This window comes from Rhodococcus sp. NPDC058521 (assembly GCF_042719695.1).
Lineage (GTDB): Bacteria > Actinomycetota > Actinomycetes > Mycobacteriales > Mycobacteriaceae > Rhodococcus_F.
Map to the genome: position 1 here is coordinate 90196 of NZ_JBHXNL010000011.1, position 22889 is coordinate 113084.

Consider the following 22889-nt stretch of genomic DNA (forward strand, 5'->3'; position numbering starts at 1 on the left):
CACCTATTCCGGCCGCGAACGAGACCGATTGTCCGCGCCCAGGTCGGCCGGCCGGTAGCCGACCGGATACCCGGGGTAAGTCCGGTTGTGTGGATCCTTCGACGATTTGGACTCGGTTCGCGCGGGCATCAACCGCTCGACTCGTGCCCGTGCGAACAAGGCGGCGTCCAACACCGACCTGAGCCGCTTCGATCCCGAGGGAAAGCCGAATGCCACGGCCATCTGTTCGTCCATCATCGCGTACACGCCGCGACGTGCCATCGGCCTCGCGAAAGCGGGATACCAGCTGGCGAACAACTCCAGCGTGTACCCACCCACCTTGTGATTGTCGTCCGTATACCGAAACTGCTCTCGCTCGTAGTCCGACTTGAAGGTGTGAAATTCCTGGAAGGACTCCGGAATGTGCTTGATACCCATGCGCGTTCCGACTTGCCGGTAGAAATGGAACGCCGCAAGCCGCTCGTTCGGATCCATACGGCGCCACCCGTACTTGTCGATCCAATCGATCGGGTCGTAGACGAAAGTGGAGAGCACATACAGCATGTCGGCATTGTCGATGTCGTACTTGCCATGCATGCGGTTGACGACGCGCAGCGACTCACGCCCACGCTCGGAGTCGTACCCGTGCTCCACCATCTCGGCCATCAACAGCGCCGTGTCGTCGTACCGCTTCTGCGGTTTGTGCTCGAATTCCCCTGTCTTCTGTAGGAGAGCCGACACCGTGGGCACGCAGTATGTCCGGAACAGTGCGAACTCGAGGGAGCGTTGATAGTCCCAGGGAAATTCGAAACCGGCCGTCAATCGGTGTATCTCGTGGTTGTCCGCGACGGGGTCGAGTTGCTGGATCCGGCGCAGAGTCGCGTACCGGCCGTGTCCGGTGCGCGTGGGTGCGGTCAGGAAATTCATCCGTGCCTCTTCGCGAGCATCCACGCCGAGATCTTCATGTCCCGGGCCTTGCGATCGAGGGTGAGCAGGTTGAGCGGTGCGGTGAACTTCTGCACCGTCATCGATTTGACGGTGCTGAACTCGCGCAGCCCGTCCGCACCGTGGATGCGTCCGAAGCCGGAATCACCGACACCGCCGAAAGGCAGCGCGGGGACTCCCGCAAAGCCGAGCACCGAATTGACCGTGACGACACCTGATTGCAGCCGCTCGGCGATCCGCCTGCCCTGCGCCTTGTTCTTCGTGAAGACCGAGGCACCGAGTCCGTACTTCGACGCGTTGGCCCTCGCAACGCCTTCTTCCAGGTCGGCGACTTCGTTGACCACGACCGTCGGTCCGAACGTCTCTTCGGTGATCGCGGTGCTGTCCTCCGGGACATCGGTCAGCACGACGGGATCGACGTATCGCTCCCGGACGGAGTCGACGCCGCCGACCACGGCTCTGCCACCCTTGGACAGGGCGTCCTGGATCTGGTCGCGAACGATGCCGATCTGCTTCCCGAGTGTCATCGGTCCGTATGCGGAATCGGGCGCGCCTCCCGGTTCGGTGGTGACGACCTTCTGTGCCAGTCTGTCGAGGAACTGTTGATAAACGGGCTTCGCCACGTAGATTCGCTCCACCCCCGCACAGGTCTGCCCGGCATTGCCCAGTGCACCGAAGGCTGCGAACTCGACCGCAGCATCGATATCGGCATCCTCAGCGACCAACATCGCGTCCTTGCCACCACACTCGGCGACGATGGGGACGAGGTTCTCGGCACACGTAGCCATCACTCGTTTGGCCGTGGCGGTTGATCCGGTGAACGCGATCTTGTCCACGTCGGCTCGGCACAGAGCCGCGCCGGTAGATCCGTCTCCCGTGATCGCCTGCAACACGGGCTGACTCGGTGCGATCGACTGCCATTTGTCGGCCAGCCACTTGCCCACTCCGGGGGTGAGCTCGCTCGGCTTGAACACCACCGCGTTACCCGCGGCCAATGCATAGGCGATCGATCCCATCGGGGTGTAAACGGGATAGTTCCACGGCCCGATTACTCCGACCACTCCGAAGGGCCGATAACCCACGTAGGCAGCCTGATTCGCGCTCACGAGTCCCGACGACACCTTGCGTTGCTTCAGGATCTTCTTCGCATTCTTCGCCGCCCAGTCGAGGTGTTCGACCGCGAGCATCACTTCGAGGAGTGCGTCCTCGGAGGGCTTTCCGCTCTCGCGTGAAACCACTGCTGCGAGACTCTCTGCTTCCGAGGCGACAGCACGCTTGAACTCGAGCAGCCAGTTGCGGCGGCCTCGAAAACCTTGCACGTCCCACCAGCGCGCGGCGGTGCGCGCCCTGGCGACGGCCGCCTCCACATCGGCAGTTCCCTGCAGCGGGTAGGTGGCGATCACGTCGCCGTTTCGCGGGTCGAGACTGTCGAACTCACGTCCGGCGTCGGTGTCGCTTTCACGGTCGGCGTCGAACGGGGTCAGCTGATCGGTCATCGAGACTTCCTCCGGCGTTGTCCACACATCACATATATTTGATGTGATCTACTGTTGTGAAACTCACACTATGCGGACTTCACATTGCCGACAACCCCTCCCAGGAGTCGAACGATGACCAGCAGTTTCACCCAGGAACAGACTGACTTCGCAAAGGCGGTGTCCGACTTCTGCAAGCGCGAAGCAGGCACCCGTGAACAGCGTGACGCCCTCACCGAGCACGGGCAGCACGCCCACAACCAGTCCGTGTACGACAAGATGGCCGACCTCGGCTGGCTCGGCGTCACCACGCCCGAGGAGTTCGGTGGATCGGCCGGCACCACTGTGGACATGTGCATCCTGCTCGAGGAAGCCGCCAAGGGAATGCTGCCCATCGCCGGCATCGGGCCCACACTCATCACCGGCGCCGCCTACCAGAACTTCGGCACCGAGGAGCAGAAGCAAACCGTTCTCGGCGGCATCGTCCGAGGCGCTTCCCAGTCGATCTCGATGTCCGAACCGGAAGCGGGATCCGACGTCGGCAATCTGTCCTGCCGCGCCGAGAAGACCGATTCCGGATGGCTGGTGAACGGCCAGAAGACCTGGTGCTCCAACGCGCACTTCGCGGAGAACATCCTCCTGGTCGCTCGGACCGGACGCGGCGATTCCAAGCACGAGGGCCTCACGATGTTCCACGTTCCCGCAAACACCGACGGGCTGCAGATCAGTGGCATCGACACGATGGGCGGCAAGGAGGTCAACGACCTCTACTTCACGGACTGCCACCTGCCCGCCGACGCCGTGGTGGGAGAGGTCGGCGCGGGCTGGACCCAGCTGATGACCGGCTTGAACATCGAACGCTTGATCCTGGCTGCCATGATGCTCGGAACCGCACAGCGCGCCTTCGCGGACACTCTCGAGTTCGTCACCCAACGCAAGCAGTTCGGCCGCCCGGTCGGAACGTTCCAGGTCATCCGACACCGAATCGCCGACCTCGCAACCGAAATCGAGTGCGGACGACTTCTCGTGTACGACGTGGCACGGAAAGTGGACGAGAACCCCGAGAAGATGTTCCCGCGCGAGGCGTCGATGGCAAAGCTCAAACTCACCGAGACCGCGAAGAAGGTGGCGCTCGAGGGCATGCAGATGATGGGCGGATACGGTTATGCCACGGAGTTCGATATGGAGCGCCACGTTCGGACGACGTTGGTGTCGTCGATCTACGGCGGCACCAACGAGATCCAGCGAGACATCATCGGCAAGACGTACGGTTTGTGAGGAGAGCGTGATGGCCACTCGCACTGGCGCGCCCGCACTGAGAAGACGCCCGCAGCTGTCGGAGGACGTCGCCGACCACGTGCGGGGACTCATCATGTCGGGCGAGATCCGTCCCGGCGACTTCGTGCGTCTCGACGAAACGGCCGCAGACCTCGGGGTGAGCGTGACCCCGGTGCGCGAGGCCCTCCTCACTCTCCGGGGCGAAGGCATGGTCGAGCTGGTTCCGCATCGCGGCTACAAGGTGTCGCCGCTCAGCCGCGACGACGTCCGTGACATCTTCTGGCTGCAAGGGGTGATCGCGGTCGAACTCGCAGGCCGAGCGGCGCGCGTCATCACCGCGGAGGACATCGACCAGCTCGAGCGTTTCGGCAACGGCCTACGGTCGGCTGTACAGAGACGCGACGTCGGGGAGATCGAGCATTACGAGTTCGAGTTCCACCGGCACCTCAATGTCGTTGCCGGAGCGGGAAAGTTGGCCTGGTTCCTACACAACGCCGTCCGGTACACCCCTCATCGGCTCTATGCGGCAGACCTCACGTGGGGTGAACTGGCGGTCGATTGCCACGACCGATTGATCACCGCCTTGCGGACGGGAGACTTCGCCCAGGTAACCGAACAGACGCGACGACAATTCGACGACGGCGCCGACCGGCTCACCAAACACCTCGACAGTGCCGGGATCTGGGTCTAGCCCTTCACGAGCGGCACGAGTACCGAGACGGCGAAGTCGCGCATCTCGTCCTCGGTGCGCAGCCTCGGCGGGCCGTCCTGCGTCAGCAGCAACGACTGCGCGAGCCTGGCGAGCAGTGCTGCGAGATCGGTGACATGCCGATCTGTCGCCGGGTCGTCCGGGGAGCCGAGCGTTCCTGCACGTGTACGCAGATCGCGAATCTTCCCGGCCAGAAATTGTGACGCCAGGTCGAGGACGCTGCCGGCACCCACCGTCAGGCTCTGCAGGGTTTCTTCCCGGTCCACCTGCAACATCTGCTCGAGCAGGCGGTTGCCGCGCAGCGCAGTGATCGTGACGGTGAACATGCGGACCACGTACTCGTCCACGTCGTCGACTCCGGCCAGTTCGGTCTCGATGTGTTGCAGAACCCGTACCGCCTCGTACAGGTATGCGGCGGACACGATGTCGTCCTTGGGGCCGAGACGTCGGTAGAGAGTGGCGCGATTGACTCCGGCGCGGCGTGCGATGTCGTCGGTGCTGGTGCGCCGCACCCCGGTCAGCGCGAACTGTTCGAGCGCTGCCTCGAGGATGCGCGCGTCGACGTCGGAGTGGTCGTCACCGCCGAAGAGCGTGGACAACAGGTCGGTGGTCATCGCAGTCGAATCTAGCCGATACCGCTCGACCCATTGCCACAACTCCGCAACCATGCAACAGTATTCGTATATCCGTTGCACACCGGAGACGCACGCACCGGGAGAGATATGAGCACTCGACTGACCGAACGCCGTACTCGACGAGAAGACGAACTCGACCTGGCCGACTTCGTCGGTGAGAGCTTCCTGTTCCTGGGAGCGGGCTCCACGGTCCTGCTACAACTCGCCAGCCCCGGCGTCGGACACGGAGTCGCCGACCACAGCACCACACTCGTCCGACCCCTGGACCGACTTCGCACCACCATGACGTACGTCTACGCCGTCACCCTCGGCACACCCGAGGAGAAGCGCGCGATCGTGCGGATGGTCAACAAGGCGCACGTCCCCGTTCGCTCCGAGACCTACAACGCCTTCGATCCCGAGTTGCAACTCTGGGTCGCCGCCACGCTCTACAAGAACGGCTCGGACCTCTACGAACGCTTCTACGGGAAACTCGACGACGACGCTGCCGAACGCATCTACCGTCAGTCCGCGGTGTACGGCACCGCACTCCAGGTCGACGAGAGCTCGTGGCCGGACAGCCGGGAAGCTTTCGAGAAGTACTGGGACCACATGATCGAGAACACCGAGGTCGACGATCAGGTGCGCCGATACGTACACGCACTGCTCGACGGCGGGGACGTACCCATCGTGGCCCGAATACTGCTTCCCCTCAACCGATTCGTCACAATCGGTCTGCTACCGCAGACCATGCGTGAGAAGTTCGAGCTGCCATGGGACCCCCGCGATCAGCGCCGGTTCGACGCGCTGATGCGGCTACTCCCCATCGTGTACCGATTGGTCCCGCGACCGATCCGGTGGGCGCCGGCGCACATCTATCTCCTCGACATGCGCCGGCGTCTCCGTAAGCATCGACACGTCATCTGACGGGTTGCTCGACACCCTCTCGGTCACTGCTTCCACTCCCGGGCAACACCTCTCGAATGACGTTGCCGTCTATCACCTGCGCACCGAGGGTCTCGGTCCACACGATCGTGCCCTTCTCGTACATCCGGAACTTGCCCGCTTCGCTCGGAAGCATCAGCTCGGGTCCGATCGGTGCACCGAGAGTACTTCCGGGGCCGCCGATTTCGCGGTACTTCTCGTCGATGGGCGAACCGGGATTCGTTCCGATCGGATCGTCCGGATCGGCCTGGCCGGGGTCGTGTTCCGGCGCGTCGGGCACGGTGACGCCCTCGGTGATGGTGAACCAGTCCGACCTCAGTTTCAGCTTGGTTCGTGCCTGAGCGCCCGTCACTTCCGCCGTACCGGTGGTGCCGACGACTTTCACGGCCGTCGCTCGTCCGCCGTCGGTCCCGAAGTTGTTGCGGGACGTCACCTCGATCGACTGCAGTTCACCGACACCGAACGCCGACCCGATGTCACCTGCCGTCATCGTGACACTCCAGTCGTGGTGCGGCGAGGCCGAATCACCGAGATCCTCGACGGCCGGGAACTCGCCACCGGCGGTGTGCCCACCTGTGGACGAGGAGAACTCGGCCGGCACGACCTCGTTGTCCTTCGTCAGCACCATGCCCGTGGTGGAGCGCACCGCGTCCGTAGTGCGCGGGTCCTCGTTGGCCGAGCCGGTGTACACCTGGCAACTCTGGGTGTCGCACGTACGTGCGTAGGTTTCGCGATTCTCGGCTGCCGCATACGAACGGGCGGCGACGGCCTGTGCGCGCAATGCTTCCGCGCCACCGGTGTCCGCCCAATCCGCGCGCGACTCCGCTGGAACCACGCCGAGCAGGTAGTCGTCGATGTTCGCCACGTTCACAGTTCGCGGCGCGACGCCGTCGAGTGCCACTCCGAGCGACCCGCGATACGAGGCATCGCTGCCGCAGAACTTCAGATGTTCGTTCGCGGGCCGGTCCGGGGCCAGGTCGATGGGGTCGACCCAGGGATGATCGGTCGCGTCCTGCCACAGCACGTCGCCGGCACACCCGGAGGTGACCACGACGTTCGCGCCACCGCCGGGGATGGGGGTCAGGTGCACGCCCTCACCGGGCGCCACCTGCTTGCCTGCCACGACGGCACCAGCATCGGAGTAGACGTCGAGCCCCTTGTCGTCCTGTCCTTGAATACGCACGCTGATCTGCGCGTCCTCGAGCTGGCCGAGTGTGGTGCCTCCGTAGAAGTGACCGAGGATCCGTTCGGCGGCCCATCCCTGGTCCTTCGCGTACCCGTACGCACCCCACTGCCCCATGCCACGACCGTGACCATTGCCGTGTCCCGTGACCGTGAACGGCGTGTCGGAGGCAACGACCGAGGTCACGGGCTCTTCGGATGTCGATTTCGCGACGTACACGCCGCCCGCTACGGCCCCCAATGTCAGGGCGGGCGCGAGCCCCAGCGCACTCGCTCGAAGCGCCGTGCTGCGCCACCCTCCACCGCGCGGACCTGCCACGATGGAGCGTTTCCTGAAAGACCTCGCCATTGACGGACTCCTCGTCGCATAACCCGACCGAAGGGGGTCCGGTGAGTGCGGGTGAAAGTTTTCGATTAAAGTCTCAATCTAAGGTTGAGCCTTACACACTTGTGTGACTAGTGTGGCAATAGTGACTGGAGTTGGCAACATCCGACACACCGGCCACAGCACCATCGCAAGTTGCAGACATATGCGTCCGGACCACGGACATCGACCCTGGTCGAACGCTGGAACCTACAACTGAGGAGTCCCCTTGCCGCACCGCCGACCGAAGCCCTCGCTCGTCCTGGGGGCCGTAGCCGTCCTGGCTGTCGCAAGTCCTCTCGCGGTCTTCGGCATCACCAGCGCGCCCTCCGGCGTCCAGTCCGCAAACGAATCGAACACGGTGGTTTCCACCGACATCGCCAAGGTCGCCCTCGAACAGGTCCCCGACATCGTCATTCCGGTGAAAGACCTGACCGGTCTCGATCTGCCCGACGTCAACATCGGACAACTCCGCAACCTGCCCATCCCGTCGAGCATCCAGATCCCCGACGGGATCACACTGCCCCGCGGACTGAAGATCCCCACGAACCTGGAGATACCCCTCCAGCTCCCGACTCCCGGTGACATCTCCGGCGATTCGGTGGCCCCGCCCGAGGACCAGCAGCCGGGAGCGGTCGTGAAGGAACTCGACCAGGACACCCCGTTCAGCATGGTCGCGCTCACCTCCAACTCGGTCGCCTCCGCCGAATCCAAGGTTCGCGCGATGCAGGAAGACGGATCCTGGGGCCCGTGGATCTCCCCCGACATGGTCGACAGCCGAGCAACCGACAAGACGAAGTTCGACGGCACGGTCGCCACCGAGCCCATCTACGTGGGACTCACCAAGGCCGTCCAGATCCTGACTCCGACGATCCTTCCCGAGGAAGCCCCCGCCCCGGCGGCTCCGGCTCCCGAAGCCGCACCGGCACCCGAAGCAGCTCCCGCACCCGAGGCGGAGCCGACTCCGGAAACCCTCACGCCCGTCGAGCCCGCGCCGGAAGGTGCCGCACCGCTCGGCTACACCCCCGCCTCCGTGAGCAAGCCGCTGCACGAACAGCCGGCTCCCGCACAGACCGGAGCCGAGGACGTCACGGCAGTGCTCATCGAGCCCGGATCGGGGCCGTCCGACGGAAACCTCGCCGACATCGCAACCCCGGCATCGGCCGGTGGACCCAACGTCATCACCCGTTCACAGTGGGGCGCCGACGAGTCCATCCGTTGCGAGGAGCCGACATACGACGACTTCCTCGGTGGCGCGACCGTGCACCACACAGCCGGTAGCAACGACTACTCCAAGGCCGAATCCGCCGAGATCGTCCGCGGCATCTACGCGTACCACGCACAGACGCTGGGATGGTGCGACGTCGGATACAACGTGCTGGTCGACAAGTACGGCCAGGTCTTCGAAGGCCGCGCAGGCGGGCTGGACAAGCCGGTACAGGGTGCTCACGCCGGTGGTTTCAACGAGAACACCATGGGCATCGCCATGATGGGTGACCACTCCTCGGTCGAGCCGACCCAGGAGAGCATCGACGCAGTGGGCAAGTTCCTCGGATGGCGACTCGGCCGTGCCGGCCTGGACCCCAAGGGTCAGACCACCATGTACTCCGAAGGCACCGAGTTCACGCCGTACGGCCAGGGCCAGGCGGTCGACCTGCCGGTCATCTTCGCCCACCGCGACGTCGGCAACACCTCGTGCCCGGGTGACGCCGCCTATGCCCACATGGACGAGATCCGCGACATCGCGGCAGCCAACGTCGCCGGATCGGACGTCGGAATCCAGGCGTCGGCGCCGCAAGCCGAGTCGCCCGGTACCAACGCAAGCGCCGAGGCGGCCTCCCAGGTCCCCGCACTCGTCAGCGAACTCGCGCGGATGGCCGACCAGTCACCCGTCGTGCAGAAGTGGGTTGCACAGGGCGGTGACGCCGGCCGACTGGGCCAGGCACTCACCGGACTGCTGCAGGCAAAGGCAGGCAACACGGGTGCACAGTTCGTCAACGGCGCCATCTACAGCGCACCGAACGGCGGCGTGTGGACGGTGCTCGGCGAGATCTACAAGACCTGGCAGAGCCTCGGATTCGACGCCGGTGAACTCGGACTCCCCACCTCGGACGAGTACGCAGTGCCGGGCGGATTCCGGACCGACTTCGAGAACGGTTCGCTCATCTTCAACGAGCTGACCGGTTTGGTCACCAAGGTCCTGAAGACGTACAACGACACGTACCAGGAGACGTACTCGAACGGTGCACGCGTCGAGGCCGCCGCGCCTGCTCCCGAGCTGGCACCCGCACCGGCTGCTGCTCCGGCACCAGAACCGGCGCCGGCTCCAGAAGCAGCACCGGCTCCGGCTCCCGCCGGCTGACGTCCCTACCCGAACCCGAGCGCTGGTGGTCTCAGGACCACCAGCGCTCGAGTACTTTTGCGACCCCGTCGTCGACATTGGTCGTCGTGACCTCGTCGGCTGCTGCCTTCGCGTCGGGGTGCGCGTTCTCCACCGCCACGCCCGTCCCGGCGAGGGACAGCATCGGGATGTCGTTGGGCATGTCCCCGAACGCGACGGCGTACGCCGGATCGACCCCCAGATGGTCCGCCAGATACAGGAGCCCGGACGCCTTCGTGATACCGGATGCCGAGAGCTCGACCAAACCGTTGTCGGTGGAATAGGTCAGATCTGCCTGGCCCGCGACGTGAGGCGCCAACGCGTCGACCATCGACTGGCTGGTGGCGCCCGGGAGCCGGACGAGCAGCTTCACTGCAGGCGCAGACAGCAGTTCCACACCGGAGAGTTCCGTGTTGTCCGGGTTGAGCCAGGCATGTTCGTAACCGGGTTCACTGACGAATTGCGGGGTGGCCGCGTCGTGCGCGCTCGCTCCGACTCGTTCTGCTGCCAGTCCCGATCCCGGCAGGACTGTTGCGGCCAGATCCGCGAGCCACTCGAGCAGATCCACCCCTAGCGTCGCCGCACTCAGAACTCGGTCCGTGGCGCTGTCGTAGATCACCGCACCGTTGGCGCACACGGCGAACGGCGCGAACCCGAGTCCATCCACCACAGGTGGAATCCATCGCGGCGGGCGGCCGGTGGCGAGTACGAACGGGGTGCCCGATGCGACGACGTCGCTCACCGCCGAGCGCGTCCGTGCACTCACCCGCTCATCGTGACCGATCAGGGTGCCGTCCACGTCGGAAGCGACGAGACTCGGGCGGTTCGATGGGAAGGACGGGTATGCGCTCACCCGCTCATTGTGCCTGCCCCCACCCCCGACGAATGTCACACCGGTTCGTGTGAGTCGAACGGGTGTGACATTCGTCGGGGGTAGTGGGGGTAGGGCTAGTTGTCGTCGGAGCCCGGAGGGCGGGACGCAGCTTTCGCAGCCGCGTCTTCAGCGTCCATACGGTTCGCTTCCTCGAGGGTGGGCGCACCGCCGCCGAGCCGGGCAGGCACCCAGTACTCACCGGCGGGGTGCTCGTAGTCCTTCTGAAGTTCGAGGAGCTGCTGCTGCATCGTCGAGCGCACTTCGGCCGTGAGGTCCGCTGCGGGCTCGTACGGGGCGATCGGCTTGCCGACACTGATGGAGATCGGGGTGTTGGTGCGCCCCAACCTCCTCGGAAAGCCCTTGGTCCAGACACGTTGCGCACCCCAGATCACGATCGGGATGATCGGCACGTCGGCTTCCAGTGCCATTCGCGCCGCACCGGACTTGAAGTCCTTGATCTCGAAGCTCCGGCTGATCGTGGCTTCCGGGTACACACCGACCAGTTCGCCGCGCTGCAGATAAGCGACAGCCGCCTTGTACGAATCGGAGCCGGCAGCACGGTCGACGGGAATGTGTTTCAAGGTCCGCATGATCGGACCGGAGACCTTGTTGTCGAACACTTCCTTCTTCGCCATGAACCGGATGTACCGCTTGACGTTGCGTACCGGAATTCCTGCGTAGGTGAAGTCCATGTACCCGGTGTGGTTGACGGCGAGCACAGCGCCGCCCTTCGCCGGAATGTTCTCGGCACCGTGGATGGTGAACTTCAACCCTTCGGCTGCGAAAACCGTGCGGGCAAGGCCGATGATCGTTCGATAGACAGGTTCCACGGTGCACAACAGTAGTCGGTTCCTTGTGGTCCGGCTCACCGCCGACGACAGTGAGCGGGCGAAGTGGGTCGCCCGACGTCATTCGCATACCCTGGTGTAGTAGCTCAGCTTTTCAGGAGGCAGAACCAGTGCAGGTCACCAGTGTCGGACACGCCGGCTTCCACATCCAGACGGACGCAGGCTCGATCCTGTGCGATCCGTGGGTAAACCCCGCGTACTTCGGATCGTGGTTCCCGTTCCCCGACAACACCGGTCTCGACTGGGACGCACTCGGCGCCTGCGATTACCTGTACGTGTCCCACCTGCACAAGGATCACTTCGATCCGCAAACGCTCACGAAGCACGTCAACAAGGACGCGACCGTTCTGTTGCCGGACTACCCGGTGCCGGACCTGCGTCGCGAACTCGAGGCGCTCGGCTTCCACAAGTTCTTCGAGACCGAGGACTCGGTCAAGCACACGTTGTCCGGACCGAAGGGTGATCTGGACATCATGATCATCGCGCTCCGCGCGCCGGCGGACGGGCCGATCGGAGACTCCGGCCTCGTCGTGTCCGACGGTGAAAGCACGTGCTTCAACATGAACGACGCACGTCCCGTCGACATGGACGTACTGCGGGAGTTCGGCAAGATCGATATTCACCTCCTGCAGTATTCGGGTGCGATCTGGTACCCGATGGTCTACGACATTCCGAAGAAGACGAAGGCGAACTTCGGGAAGCAGAAGCGCCAGCGCGGCATGGACCGTTGCCGCAGCTACATCGAGCAGGTGGGCGCCACCTGGGTCGTTCCGTCGGCCGGCCCGCCCGTCTTCCTGGACGACGAACTGCGCTACCTCAACGACGATCACGGCGACGAAGGCAACATCTTCCCCGATCAGATCGTGTTCCTGGAGCAGATGCGCATCCACGGCAACAACGGCGGAATCCTCATGATCCCGGGGTCGACCGCCGAGGTGCACGGGAGCGACCTGGACCTCACCCACCCGGTCCCGGATGCGGACGTCGACAAGATCTTCAGCGACAAGGCCGCGTACATCGAGGACATGGCGCAGCGGATGGCACCGGTTCTCGCAGCCGAGAAGGCCACGTGGGCACCCGCAGAGGGCGAACCGCTCCTCGCGGGCCTCAAAGCGAAGTTCGAGCCGATCATGCGCCAGTCCGATCTCATCTGCGACGGTATCGGCTACCCGGTCGGCCTCGTGATGGGTGACGAGACCGTGGTGCTGGACTTCCCGCAGCGCATCGTTCGTCCCAAGGGCGAGAAGGACGGCAAGTACCGCTACGGCTTCCGTATCGCGCCGGAGCTGGTTCGCACCGTCCTACGCGACGACGAACCGGACTGGGTGAACAGCATCTTCCTGTCGACCCGGTTCGAAGCGTGGCGTATCGGCGGGTACAACGAGTTCCTCTACACGTTCTTCAAATGCCTCACGGACGAGCGCATCGCCTACGCGGACGGCTGGTTCTCCGAGGCCCACGACGACGATGCATCGATCGAGCTCGGTGGTTACGAGATCCAGCGCCGTTGCCCGCACCTCAAAGCCGACCTCGAGAAGTTCGGCGTCGTCGAGGGCACCAATCTCACCTGCAACCTGCACGGTTGGCAGTGGGACCTCGAAACGGGAAGGTGCAAGACATCGAAGGGCCACGAACTCCGGTCGAAGAAGCTCTGACCGGTTGGTCTCAGCCGACGGTCGGGGGTTGATCGACGACCTGGGCCATGTACAGCTGGTCGCCCATCTTGTCCATCAGCGCGATCTGGGTTTCGAGGTAGTCGACGTGGTCTTCTTCGTCGCGGAGGATCTGCTCGAGAAGGCCGGCCGATGTGGCGTCGCCTTTGGACCGCACCATCTGCACACCCGGGCGAAGCCGTTCGACGACCTCGACTTCGATTGCGAGGTCCGAGTGGAACTGCTCGCGAAGATTCTGGCCGATGCGCAGCGGCAGCAGTCGCTGATAATTGGGCAGGCCTTCGAGCAGCAGAATTCGATCTGTCAGCTTCTCCGCATGAACCATCTCTTCGATCGATTCTTCGCGGGTCTTCGCAGCCAGTTTGGTGAAACCCCAGTCGGCCTGCATCTTCGAATGCAGAAAATACTGGTTGATCGCGGTCAGTTCACTGGTCAGCTGTTCGTTGAGTAGAGCGATAACTTCGTCGTCGCCACGCATTACAACCTCCGGTCGCCGGAACAAAGCGACCGTATCAAGTGCTATCGCCGAACCGCAGCGATTCGGGATTCAGGTTGTCAGGCAGCAGTGGAGCTGCCTACCGAACGAGAGCAGAGGATCTCGTTCAGACGTTCGACGCAGGTACCACATCCCCATCCGGCTCCACAGCGCTCGCCGACCGCGTCCGCGTCGCCTGCCCCGTCGTCGAAGTGCTGGTGCACCTCTTCTTCGGTGACGGCTTTGCAGATGCAGACGAACATGTAGAGCTCCCTCGAGACCAAAACTGATTAGGTAAGGGTTACATCATTTCCCTGTCTTTGCAAGGGTAGCCTGCCCAACCGTTGACATGCGACTATTTAGTCACCTATTCTCGATTCGTGCAGGAAGACGACCTCGTGTTCAAGGCGCTGGCGGACCCGGTCCGCCGACTGCTACTGGACGCGCTGTTCGAGCGCGGTGGCCGCTCGCTCGGAGAGCTCGAGAGCGTCGTCAACAGCACCACCGAGATGACGCGTTTCGGAGTCGCCAAGCATCTCAAACTGCTCGAGGACGCCGATCTGGTCACCTCACGCAAAGAAGGTCGGACCAAGCTTCACCATCTCAATCCCGTCCCGATCCAGTCGATCCACGAGCGCTGGATCGGCAAGTACACCCGTCACACCGAGCACATTGCGACGTCCCTACTGGACCTCAAACGTGGCCTGGAGAACGGCGTCGACGACACCGAGGAGCAGGAACCATGACCGACAACCGCGTGTACAGCATCTACATCGATGCGCCTGCCCAGAAGATCTGGGACGCCATCACCTCGTCCGAATACACGACCAAGTACGGGTACGCAGGGCCCGTCGAATTCGACCTCGCACCCGGCGGCAAGTACACCGCGTACGCCAGCGAGGAGATGAAGGCCATGAACATGCCCGACATCGTCGTGAACGGCGAGGTGATCGAGGCCGACCCGCCGAAGCGTCTCGTGCAGAAGTGGGACCCGGTCTGGCTCGAGGAACCGGCAACCACGCTGACATGGGAGATCACCGAGTTCACGAACGGGCCCTGCCAGCTCACCCTCACCCATGACGTCACCGATGCCCCCGAAACCGACCGTCAAACCGCAGGCGGCGCAGATCCCGCCACCGGTGGCGGCGGCTGGCCCTGGGTGCTGGGCAGCATGAAGACCCTCATCGAAACCGGCAAGCCGATGGCCGGAATCCTCTGAGAGGCTCCGGGCACCCGCTCTGCATGAGCGGGTGCCCACGTCAGAGACGGAGCAGCATGGTGAGCGAGCCGTTCAGCTCGCCGACCTGCTCGAAGCCGTGTCGTTCGTAGAGTCGACGCGCGCGGTTGTCGGGCTCCACGCTGAGACCGAGCGAGGGCACACCGACTACCCGGGCGGCGCCGATCAGCGCGTCGAGGAGACGGCCCCCGATACCGAGCTCCCGCCACTGCTTCACCACCCCCATGGCGACCTCGGGGGTCGCGGCGTCGACGAACCCGTACCCGGGCTCGGAGGCGTTGAAGAACCGTAGCCAGGCGGCGCCCACTGGCCGATCACACTCGGCGACCATGCCGAGGTCACCAGGACGCGGCCAACCCACGACGTAGTGCGCGAGATCCGGCTCGCGCAAAACATGACCGATACCTCGACCGGAATCGTCGGACCGCCAGAAGGCGGCTTCTACCAACATTTCGGTCAGAAAGCCCACGTCGCGCGCATCCGCGCGACGGACGGTGACCTGCGGACAATCCATTCGACACCGACCTGTCAGGACTTGCGCAAAACGTCCGTTCCCACGAACGGGACGAGAGCTTCCGGCACCCGCACGGACCCGTCGGCCTGCTGATGATTCTCGAGGATCGCGACGAGCCAGCGGGTGGTCGCGAGCGTCCCGTTGAGGGTGGCGGCGGTCTGCGGCTTCCCGTTTTCGTCGCGGTAGCGCACGCTCAGCCGCCGACTCTGGAACGTCGTGCAGTTGGACGTGGACGTCAGCTCTCGATATGCCTTCTGCGTCGGCACCCAGGCTTCGCAATCGAACTTGCGGGCCGCAGACGAACCGAGATCGCCGCCGGCCACATCGATGACCCGGTAGGGCACCTCGATGGCCGCGAGCATCTCGCGCTCCCAGGACAGCAACCGGTGATGCTCTGCGTCGGCATCCTCGGGCTTGCAGTAGGTGAACATCTCGACCTTGTCGAACTGGTGCACCCGAATGATGCCGCGGGTGTCCTTGCCGTAGCTGCCCGCTTCGCGGCGGAAGCACGACGACCAACCCGCGTAGCGCTTGGGTCCGCCGGCCAGATCCAGAATCTCACCCGAGTGGTAGCCGGCCAACGGGACCTCGGAGGTGCCCACGAGGTACAGATCGTCGTCCTCGAGGTGGTAGATCTCGTCCGAGTGGGCGCCGAGGAAGCCGGTGCCTGCCATGATCTCGGGACGGACCAGAACGGGCGGAATCATCATCTGGAAGCCGTTGGCCATCGCCTTCTGCGCGGCCAACTGAAGCATCCCCAGCTGCAGCATCGCGCCGAAGCCGGTGAGGAAGTAGAAGCGCGCACCCGACACCTTGGCGCCGCGCTCCATGTCGATGAGACCGAGCGATTCGCCGAGCTCGAGGTGATCCTTCGGTTCGAAGTCGAACCCCGGAATCTCGCCGACGGTCTCGAGGGTCACGAAGTCGTCCTCGCCACCGGCGGGCGCACCGTCCTGCACGATGTTGGAGATCGCACGATGCGCGGTGTCGAGTGCGGCATCGGCCTCGTTCTGGGCGGCCTCCGCTTCCTTCACCTTCGCCGCGAGTTCCTTCGAGCCTTCGAGCAGTGCGGGCCGCTCCTCGGGAGATGCCTGGCCGACCTTCTTCCCGAATGCCTTCTGTTCGGCACGAAGGGTGTCACCCGCGAGGACCGCGGCACGACGGGAAGCGTCCGCCTCGAGCAGTGCGTCCACCAGAGACGGGTCCTCGCCTCGGGTTCGCTGCGACTGCCGTACGGCCTCGGGGTTCTCACGGACGAATTTCAGGTCAATCACGACTCCAAACCCTACCGGGCGCGTGAGCGGCGATTATTCGGGTTTCGGTTCGAGCAGTTCGAGGAGGTCCTCCCGACCGAACATCCGCGCTGCATCGATTGCGGCGGGTTGTCCGATCGTGGCGCTGGCACCACCGGCGATCAGTGCGCGCACCACCGCGTCCTCCCCCTTGAACAGGGCTCCTGCCAGCGGCGACTGTCCCCTGTCGTTGAGTCGATCGACGTCCGCACCCCGGTCGATCAATGCCTGCACCGCCTCCTGGTGGCCGTGGTATGCAGCCAGCATCAGCAGGGTGTCGCCCTTCTCGTTGGTGAGATTCACCGGCACGCCGGCGTCGACGTAGGTCGCGAGAGCATCACCGTCGCCTGCGCGGGCGGCGTCGAACACCCGGCCCGCGAGTTCCTGCAGCTGCGGATCGATGTCGTCATCGCGATGTTCGCTCATGTCACTCGAAACTAATCCATGTCGGCCGAAACCGATCGGCGAGCACGCCGACGATTCGGCGGAGTTGTTCGGAAAGGCCGAGAGGAGCAGGCATGATGGACGGCGATGTCCGAAGAGCAGCCCGAACCCAAGGATCCGGAGTCGCGCCGACGCAGGAAGGCACGACCGAAATCCCCGTCACGACCCATGTCACCGTCGGGACGAACCATGTCCGCATCCACGACGCGACGTGCCCTCCTCGCGGTGGCGGTCGGCGCCGTCGTGGCCGCGATCGCGACGTTCGCCATTTCCGGCGGGTTCAATCGCAGTGACCGACTCCCCACCCACACCAATGCGGCGGGCCACGCCCAGTCCTCGGAGCCGGGTGAGTTCGACGCTGCGGTCGCCGGTGACTGCCTCGAGTGGACGCCGTCGGAGGATCCTCAGGAAGATCGCCAGGACGTCGCCCGCGTGGACTGCGCCGACGAACACCGATTCGAGGTGGCCGCGCCGCTCGACCTGAGCACGTACCCGGGAGCCGAGTTCGGTCCCGGTGCGCGTTATCCGGGCGCTCTCCGCTTCGCCTCGCTGCGTGACGAGCACTGCGTCGCCTCGGTCAACTCCTACCTGGGTGCGAAGTTCGACCCCTACGGCAAGTTCAGTGTGGGTCTGATGTTCCCGAGCGAGTCCGCCTGGGCCGACGGTGACCGCACCTTGCGCTGCGGCATCCAGCTGTCCAGTACGGCCGGGACCCTGCTCCCGTTCACCGGCGCGGTGGCCGGACAGGACCAGTCGAACGTCTGGGACACCGGTACCTGCATCGGCATCAACCAGAACGTTCCCGCCGACCCGGTCGATTGCTCGCAACCGCATGCTTTCGAGGTGATCGCGGCGGTCGATCTGAGTGGCCAGTTCCCGGGTCCCATGCCGTCCGTCGAAGACCAGGACAAGTACCTCGAGGGTGTGTGCACCCAGTCGTCCAACGAGTACCTCGGCTCGGCAGACGCGCTTCGCGACAAGACCCTCACCCTCTTCTGGGACAACCTGGACCTCGACAGTTGGCTCGCCGGTAGCCGCAAGATCAACTGTTCGATGGGCAAGGAAGTCGAAACCGGTGGTTTCGCCGCCATCACCGGAACCGCGAAGGGCGACATCCTGATCGACGGTGCACCGCCCGTGCCGCCGCCACCTGTGCCCGAGGGACGTTCGCTACCGGTTCCGCTGCCCGGCGCCGCACCGCCGGAGGGGAACTGAGTTGTCGGTGCAGATGACGCCCGAACGGTTCGAAGAATTGGTGGGCGACGCACTCGATCTCATTCCGCACCAGCTCATGGCCGCGCTGGACAACGTGGTGGTACTCGTCGAGGACCGTAACGACGAGGAGCCGGACCTTCTCGGCCTTTACCACGGAATCGCGTTGACGGAACGGGACAGTCATTACGGCGGTTCGCTCCCCGATACGATTACGGTGTATCGGGACGCACTTCTCGATATGTGCAGTTCAGAGACAGAAGTTGTGCATGAGGTGGCTGTGACCGTCATACATGAGGTTGCACACTACTTCGGGATAGAAGAAGATCGTCTGCACGAGCTCGGCTGGGGATGAACGAACGCTCGAAGAAACTTCGGGCACGGGGGAACCAAGGAGCACGTTGCAGCGTCCAAGAAACCAGGACGTGTTGGGCAAGTAGTTTGTATTCGCAGTCGTCCAGGGGGGCCTCTGCCTCCATGACTAGGTAGAAGGAGTTCGACGCCGTGCCAGCTCTCAACGTCAGCCCCGAAGCTCTCATTGCCGCAGCAGCCGAACTGGATTTGTTGGCTGCTCGCCTCCAGACCTCGGTCACCGCCAATTCCGCGGCCATTCGCGTTCTTCCTTCCGGAACCGAAGAAGTCTCCTTGCACGCTGCGGGCTACTTCAACACGGTCGCCAACACCTTCCTGCCCGCCGTTACCCAGGGGATCGCCGAGATGCAGGCAACGGCGGCCACTTTGCGCCAACAGGCAGCCACCTACGTCGCACAGGATCTCGCCGGGGGCGCGTCCCTCGACGTGATCATGTGATTCGGCACACCAGAACTTTCAGGGAGAACGCAACATGACTTTGGGACTGACAGGCGTCATCTGGTTGCCGCGCGGTGCGACCGTCAACTCGACAACCCTCAACGCGGGTGCCGGGCCGGTGCCGCTCAGTGTCGCCAGCGCAGGGTGGACCGCGCTGTCCACCACCTTCCTCGACGTGAACGCAACACTCGTGCGTGTCATGGCCGAACTGGGTGCCGGCTGGCAGGGCATCGCCTCCGCGTCCGCCATCGCGAAGATCGCCCCGTTCGCACTGTGGACAGCGGAGTGCACCGAGCTGGCCGCCGATACCGCAGCCAAGGCCGGCCTCGAAGCCGGTGCGTACACCACGGCGCGATTGGTCATGCCGAGCATCCCCGAGATCGTGGCGGTGAAGTCCGCGAAGGCGACTGCGTACACCACTGGTGGTGCCCTCAACGGCAGTGCGGCCGTCGCCGAGGCCGCAGACCGTGCGATGGACATCCGCGCCGGACTGGTCATGGAGGGCTACGAGGCCGCTTCCAACATCCTCGCCTTGCAGCGCACCTACCGTCAGCCGCCCCGCATCGTCACGAAGGCGGACGGCGACTCCTACGAGAGCTTCGACGAGATCAGCGATTTCGAGAAGGATCCGGTGAAGGCCGCCACGGCCGCTGCCATGACTCTCGGCCAGAACCCGGGCGTGACCACCGCCGCCTCACAGGCAGGCAGCATCGCGAGCACCACGGTTTCCACCGCGACCTCTGCCGCCACGAACATCGGCAGCGCCGCGATCAGCGCATCCACCGGTGGCGTCAACTCCTCCACCCCCATGATGGGCGGTGCTCCCATCTTCAGCAGCGGCATGTCGGGTAGCGCCTCCACGTCGGCCGCATCGGCCCGCGTTCCCGCTGCCGGAGGCGTCGGTGCTCCCGGCGGTTCCAGCGGTGCCGGACTCCCCGAGGGCTGGGGGAAAGCCGACGGAGGACAGGGCCGCCCGGGCGGCGCACCCGCAGCGGGTGTCGGTGAGATGCGCGCGGACGCATCGTCTTCGGCCGGTGCCCGCGGAGCTTCGGGCTCCGGACCCATGATGGGCGGGCGCGGAATGGGCGCGGGTGGTGGCGCCAACGACGACGCCGAGCGGGACACCCCGGAGTACCTGAAGAACTTCGAACACTTCTCCGATGGTCGTACGGTCATCCCGTCCGTCATCGGCGCCGACCCGGAGCAGTCTGGACGTTGATCGACCTCGGAACCACGCTCGGCACGAGCTCCACCACACTCCCGCCCGTCACCCTGAGCCTCGACGAGATCGAGTTTCTCGTCGACAAGCTCTCGCTCGACGTGCTGCCGGTGGTGCTCGACGCCAACCCTCGCCACGACTGTCTCGATGCGCGCGATGCCGCGTTCCGTGAAGCGACCGAAAGCCTCACCGAACGAGATTTGTTCCAGTACGGAACGGTGGATCAGTCGCTCGAAGACCGGCTACGCGTCCTTGCTCGCCCCACCTGGGAAATCGCGGTGCGGTGGTACGTCGCCGGAACGGTGTCCCGGATGTGCGTGTCGTACAGCCCGGACATGTCCGTGCTCACCATGCGTGCCGGCGACGATTTCGTGGTCCAGGACGCCGGTGCCGATCTGTTCGCACCGATCATTCGTGCGCTCGGCAACGCGCAGCCGATGAAGTTCCAGAACGTCAATGCACCCACCGCCGATCTGAGCGCCGCCTTCGACGATGGAATCGACGGCGCCAACCTTGCGGACCGACTGGTGCGCCTGGGTGTTCCTGCTCCGGATGCAGGGCAGCTCGGCCGGGCCATCCATGGCTGCGACACCCACGCCGAAATCGTGGGAATCGCCTACGGCGACGGTCAATACGACCCGGTCGGTGGTCCGGTGACAGTGTTCGACACTGAACTCGGCCGCATCGTGGGCACGTCGAGTGTGTCGGCACACGGCGTTGCCTGGTCGTCGCTCAGCCCGGGAACCACGCAGCGCCTGCGGCAAGCCCTCGAGTCACTCGCGGATCGTCTGCAGTAGCGCCGGCCCGGTCAACCCATCGGGTCGTCCGCACCGGGAATCACCGTGTGCTCGAACGGCGGTTCCAGTGAGCCCCAGCGCACGCATTCCCACCCACCGTCAGGTGCGGGGACCAGTTCGACGGTCTGAGTGTTCGACAGATGATTGTTGGCAGCGAACAATCCCGGCACTCCGGAGAGGTGCGCACCGACCAGACGAATCGCGGCGCCGTGGCTGACCACGACAACATCGCCGGACGCCGGGTCCCCGAGGAATTCGTCGCGCAGCGCGGTGAGCACGGGCACGTAGCGGTCCAAGACGTCGTAGCCCGACTCCCCGCCCGGCACGTGAGCGCTCAGGTCACCGGTGTGCCACTGGTGGAAGGTCTTAACGAACAGATCGTGTGATTCCCGGTCACTGCGGTCCTCGAGTTCACCGGCCTGCGCCTCGTGAATACCTTCTCGAAGCTGCGCCGCCACTCCCGACGCGGATTCGACGAAGCCCGCCGTCTGTCGAGCACGCAATGCCAACGAGGACACCAGGGTGGCGGGAGTGCGGCGAGCAGCGAGGTTTCGTCCGAACAGTTCAGCCTGCGCCAAGCCCTCCGTCGTCAGCGGTGCGCCGGGCAGCCTGGTGTCGAGACGTTTGGCCACATTGGCCACCGTCTGCCCGTGACGGACCAGGATCAGTTTCCCACTCATGATTCACGGTCTCCCCTACGGATCCGTTCGATCCACTCGGCCGCGTCGTCGTCGGAGGGCGGTGGCGGCCCACTCGGGTTGGCGGCGGGCCACGATCCGAGAAAGAGGACGTCGGACGTCCGGTGCACGGCCCGAAACGCCTCCGCGACGAGCGGGTCCTCGATATGCCCGATGCAGTCGACGAAGAACCGGTACGTTCCCATGCTGGTCCGGAGGGGACGAGACTCGATTCGAGTGAGATCGATTCCACGACTTGCAAATTCGGACAGAACTCGCACCAGCGACCCGGGAGCGTTGTCGGGGAGCAGAACTGCGGCACTTCGGTCGTAACCGGTGCGCTTCGGCGGCGCCGTCGGACGAGTCACGAGGACGAAGCGGGTGCGTGCGCTGTCGACGTCGGCAACCCCGCCCGCCAGGGTGTCCAGGCCCAGTTTCGTACCGGCGAGGGCAGTCGAGACGGCTGCGTCCGCGATGCCCGCCGCGACGTCCTCGGCTGCACCGGCATTGGAGGAAGCCGGCTGCAGTTCGACGGCCGGCAGGTTGCGTGCCAGCCACTCGCGGACCTGCCCCGACGCATGCGGGTACGCACGGATCGTCTTGACGTCGGCGAGGGCGGTACCCGGGCGGGCGAGGATCGAGAACGCGATGTCGAGCTCGGTTTCGGCGACTATCTGCAGACGTTCGCCGGCCGCCAACGAATCGAGGGTCGGCGTGACACCGCCCTCGACGGAACTCTCTATCGGGACGACGGCACCGTCGACCGAACCGTCACGAACTCTGGCGAGCGTGGCGGGTGGATTCGCCGCAGAGATTCGCTCGACCGGCCCGTCGAAGACACCTTCCGCCTCCAGCTGGGCGAGAGCCATTTCGGTGAAGGTTCCAGACGGTCCGAAGTACGCGATACGAGGCACGCCTACGAGGTTACGCATCGCAGGAAAATGCC

At 64.7% G+C, this 22889-nt stretch carries 25 protein-coding genes; 12 read left to right on the top strand and 13 right to left on the bottom strand.

What is annotated here, in order from left to right; translation table 11 throughout:
- Nucleotides 1-3: 3 nt before the first annotated feature.
- Complete coding sequence (locus tag ACFWO3_RS16715) at nucleotides 4-906, bottom strand: oxygenase MpaB family protein (RefSeq protein ID WP_378579820.1); 903 nt, start codon at nucleotides 904-906, stop codon at nucleotides 4-6.
- Nucleotides 903-2420, bottom strand: coding sequence for an aldehyde dehydrogenase family protein (locus ACFWO3_RS16720; RefSeq protein ID WP_378579704.1), 1518 nt, complete (start codon nucleotides 2418-2420; stop codon nucleotides 903-905). Before ACFWO3_RS16720 ends, ACFWO3_RS16715 begins: the two co-directional genes overlap by 4 nt.
- Nucleotides 2421-2534: 114 nt before the next feature.
- On the opposite strand from ACFWO3_RS16720, the gene ACFWO3_RS16725 reads away from it, so the two are divergent.
- Both ACFWO3_RS16725 and ACFWO3_RS16730 read left to right on the top strand, forming a co-directional pair.
- Complete coding sequence (locus ACFWO3_RS16725; protein ID WP_378579706.1) at nucleotides 2535-3677, top strand: acyl-CoA dehydrogenase family protein; 1143 nt, start codon at nucleotides 2535-2537, stop codon at nucleotides 3675-3677.
- Between the two features lie 10 nt (nucleotides 3678-3687).
- Entirely contained in the window at nucleotides 3688-4368 is a 681-nt protein-coding gene (locus ACFWO3_RS16730; protein WP_378579708.1) for a GntR family transcriptional regulator, read from the top strand.
- On the opposite strand, the gene ACFWO3_RS16735 is transcribed toward ACFWO3_RS16730, so the two are convergent.
- Complete coding sequence (locus ACFWO3_RS16735) at nucleotides 4365-5000, bottom strand: TetR/AcrR family transcriptional regulator (RefSeq protein WP_378579710.1); 636 nt, start codon at nucleotides 4998-5000, stop codon at nucleotides 4365-4367. The genes ACFWO3_RS16730 and ACFWO3_RS16735 overlap by 4 nt on opposite strands.
- A 108-nt stretch (nucleotides 5001-5108) precedes the next feature.
- Between ACFWO3_RS16735 and ACFWO3_RS16740 the strand changes: the two genes are divergently transcribed.
- Nucleotides 5109-5927, top strand: a complete 819-nt coding sequence (locus ACFWO3_RS16740) for an oxygenase MpaB family protein (protein WP_378579712.1) — start codon at nucleotides 5109-5111, stop codon at nucleotides 5925-5927.
- Here ACFWO3_RS16740 and ACFWO3_RS16745 read toward each other — a convergent pair.
- The gene (locus tag ACFWO3_RS16745) at nucleotides 5920-7476 is read right to left on the bottom strand and encodes a SpoIID/LytB domain-containing protein (protein WP_378579714.1); all 1557 of its coding nucleotides are present in this window, start codon (nucleotides 7474-7476) and stop codon (nucleotides 5920-5922) included. The two genes, ACFWO3_RS16740 and ACFWO3_RS16745, sit on opposite strands and share 8 nt — an antisense overlap.
- Nucleotides 7477-7720: 244 nt before the next feature.
- Between ACFWO3_RS16745 and ACFWO3_RS16750 the strand changes: the two genes are divergently transcribed.
- Complete coding sequence (locus ACFWO3_RS16750; RefSeq protein ID WP_378579716.1) at nucleotides 7721-9853, top strand: N-acetylmuramoyl-L-alanine amidase; 2133 nt, start codon at nucleotides 7721-7723, stop codon at nucleotides 9851-9853.
- 31 nt (nucleotides 9854-9884) lie between these two features.
- Here the strand turns inward: ACFWO3_RS16750 and ACFWO3_RS16755 are convergent, their stop codons facing one another.
- Both ACFWO3_RS16755 and ACFWO3_RS16760 read right to left on the bottom strand, forming a co-directional pair.
- Nucleotides 9885-10724 (bottom strand): HAD family hydrolase, encoded by an 840-nt coding sequence (locus ACFWO3_RS16755; protein WP_378579718.1) that lies wholly within the window; start codon nucleotides 10722-10724, stop codon nucleotides 9885-9887.
- A 95-nt stretch (nucleotides 10725-10819) separates the two neighbouring features.
- Nucleotides 10820-11575 carry a lysophospholipid acyltransferase family protein gene (locus ACFWO3_RS16760; RefSeq protein WP_378579722.1) on the bottom strand — a complete coding sequence of 252 codons (756 nt, stop codon included), beginning with the start codon at nucleotides 11573-11575 and terminating at the stop codon, nucleotides 10820-10822.
- 128 nt (nucleotides 11576-11703) lie between these two features.
- On the opposite strand from ACFWO3_RS16760, the gene ACFWO3_RS16765 reads away from it, so the two are divergent.
- Nucleotides 11704-13248, top strand: coding sequence for a Rieske 2Fe-2S domain-containing protein (locus ACFWO3_RS16765; protein ID WP_378579724.1), 1545 nt, complete (start codon nucleotides 11704-11706; stop codon nucleotides 13246-13248).
- Between the two features lie 10 nt (nucleotides 13249-13258).
- Here ACFWO3_RS16765 and bfr read toward each other — a convergent pair whose 3' ends face one another.
- Both bfr and ACFWO3_RS16775 read right to left on the bottom strand, forming a co-directional pair.
- Nucleotides 13259-13744 (bottom strand): bacterioferritin, encoded by a 486-nt coding sequence (bfr, locus tag ACFWO3_RS16770; protein ID WP_378579725.1) that lies wholly within the window; start codon nucleotides 13742-13744, stop codon nucleotides 13259-13261.
- 77 nt (nucleotides 13745-13821) lie between these two features.
- Nucleotides 13822-14004 carry a bacterioferritin-associated ferredoxin gene (locus ACFWO3_RS16775; RefSeq protein ID WP_378579726.1) on the bottom strand — a complete coding sequence of 61 codons (183 nt, stop codon included), beginning with the start codon at nucleotides 14002-14004 and terminating at the stop codon, nucleotides 13822-13824.
- Nucleotides 14005-14121: 117 nt separating this feature from the next.
- On the opposite strand from ACFWO3_RS16775, the gene ACFWO3_RS16780 reads away from it, so the two are divergent.
- Both ACFWO3_RS16780 and ACFWO3_RS16785 read left to right on the top strand, forming a co-directional pair.
- Complete coding sequence (locus tag ACFWO3_RS16780) at nucleotides 14122-14487, top strand: ArsR/SmtB family transcription factor (RefSeq protein WP_378579728.1); 366 nt, start codon at nucleotides 14122-14124, stop codon at nucleotides 14485-14487.
- Nucleotides 14484-14960 (top strand): SRPBCC domain-containing protein, encoded by a 477-nt coding sequence (locus tag ACFWO3_RS16785; RefSeq protein ID WP_378579729.1) that lies wholly within the window; start codon nucleotides 14484-14486, stop codon nucleotides 14958-14960. Before ACFWO3_RS16780 ends, ACFWO3_RS16785 begins: the two co-directional genes overlap by 4 nt.
- 40 nt (nucleotides 14961-15000) lie before the next feature.
- On the opposite strand, the gene ACFWO3_RS16790 is transcribed toward ACFWO3_RS16785, so the two are convergent.
- The 3 genes from ACFWO3_RS16790 to ACFWO3_RS16800 are packed head-to-tail and all read right to left on the bottom strand — an operon-like array spanning nucleotide 15001 to nucleotide 17210.
- A complete protein-coding gene (locus tag ACFWO3_RS16790) occupies nucleotides 15001-15492 on the bottom strand; it encodes a GNAT family N-acetyltransferase (RefSeq protein WP_378579731.1) in 492 nt (163 codons plus the stop codon).
- A gap of 14 nt (nucleotides 15493-15506) precedes the next feature.
- Entirely contained in the window at nucleotides 15507-16766 is a 1260-nt protein-coding gene (serS, locus tag ACFWO3_RS16795) for a serine--tRNA ligase (RefSeq protein WP_378579732.1), read from the bottom strand.
- A gap of 33 nt (nucleotides 16767-16799) precedes the next feature.
- Nucleotides 16800-17210: an ankyrin repeat domain-containing protein gene (locus ACFWO3_RS16800; RefSeq protein WP_378579734.1), complete on the bottom strand. Its 411-nt coding sequence runs from the start codon at nucleotides 17208-17210 to the stop codon at nucleotides 16800-16802.
- Nucleotides 17211-17315: 105 nt separating this feature from the next.
- Here ACFWO3_RS16800 and ACFWO3_RS16805 point away from each other — a divergent pair, with 105 nt between their 5' ends.
- The 5 genes from ACFWO3_RS16805 to ACFWO3_RS16825 all read left to right on the top strand — a co-directional run bounded on the left by ACFWO3_RS16805 (nucleotide 17316) and on the right by ACFWO3_RS16825 (nucleotide 21266).
- Nucleotides 17316-18443: a septum formation family protein gene (locus tag ACFWO3_RS16805; protein WP_378579735.1), complete on the top strand. Its 1128-nt coding sequence runs from the start codon at nucleotides 17316-17318 to the stop codon at nucleotides 18441-18443.
- Nucleotide 18444: 1 nt separating this feature from the next.
- A complete protein-coding gene (locus ACFWO3_RS16810) occupies nucleotides 18445-18795 on the top strand; it encodes a metallopeptidase family protein (RefSeq protein WP_378579736.1) in 351 nt (116 codons plus the stop codon).
- Nucleotides 18796-18944: 149 nt separating this feature from the next.
- A complete protein-coding gene (locus ACFWO3_RS16815; RefSeq protein ID WP_378579738.1) occupies nucleotides 18945-19250 on the top strand; it encodes a PE domain-containing protein in 306 nt (101 codons plus the stop codon).
- A 34-nt stretch (nucleotides 19251-19284) separates the two neighbouring features.
- A complete protein-coding gene (locus ACFWO3_RS16820; protein ID WP_378579750.1) occupies nucleotides 19285-20469 on the top strand; it encodes a PPE domain-containing protein in 1185 nt (394 codons plus the stop codon).
- Nucleotides 20466-21266, top strand: coding sequence for an ESX secretion-associated protein EspG (locus ACFWO3_RS16825; RefSeq protein WP_378579752.1), 801 nt, complete (start codon nucleotides 20466-20468; stop codon nucleotides 21264-21266). The genes ACFWO3_RS16820 and ACFWO3_RS16825 overlap by 4 nt, the downstream gene beginning before the upstream one ends.
- Before the next feature lie 11 nt (nucleotides 21267-21277).
- Here ACFWO3_RS16825 and ACFWO3_RS16830 read toward each other — a convergent pair whose 3' ends face one another.
- Entirely contained in the window at nucleotides 21278-21946 is a 669-nt protein-coding gene (locus ACFWO3_RS16830) for a histidine phosphatase family protein (protein WP_378579754.1), read from the bottom strand.
- Nucleotides 21943-22875, bottom strand: coding sequence for a prephenate dehydratase (gene pheA / locus ACFWO3_RS16835; RefSeq protein ID WP_378579756.1), 933 nt, complete (start codon nucleotides 22873-22875; stop codon nucleotides 21943-21945). Before pheA ends, ACFWO3_RS16830 begins: the two co-directional genes overlap by 4 nt.
- Nucleotides 22876-22889: the final 14 nt, after the last annotated feature.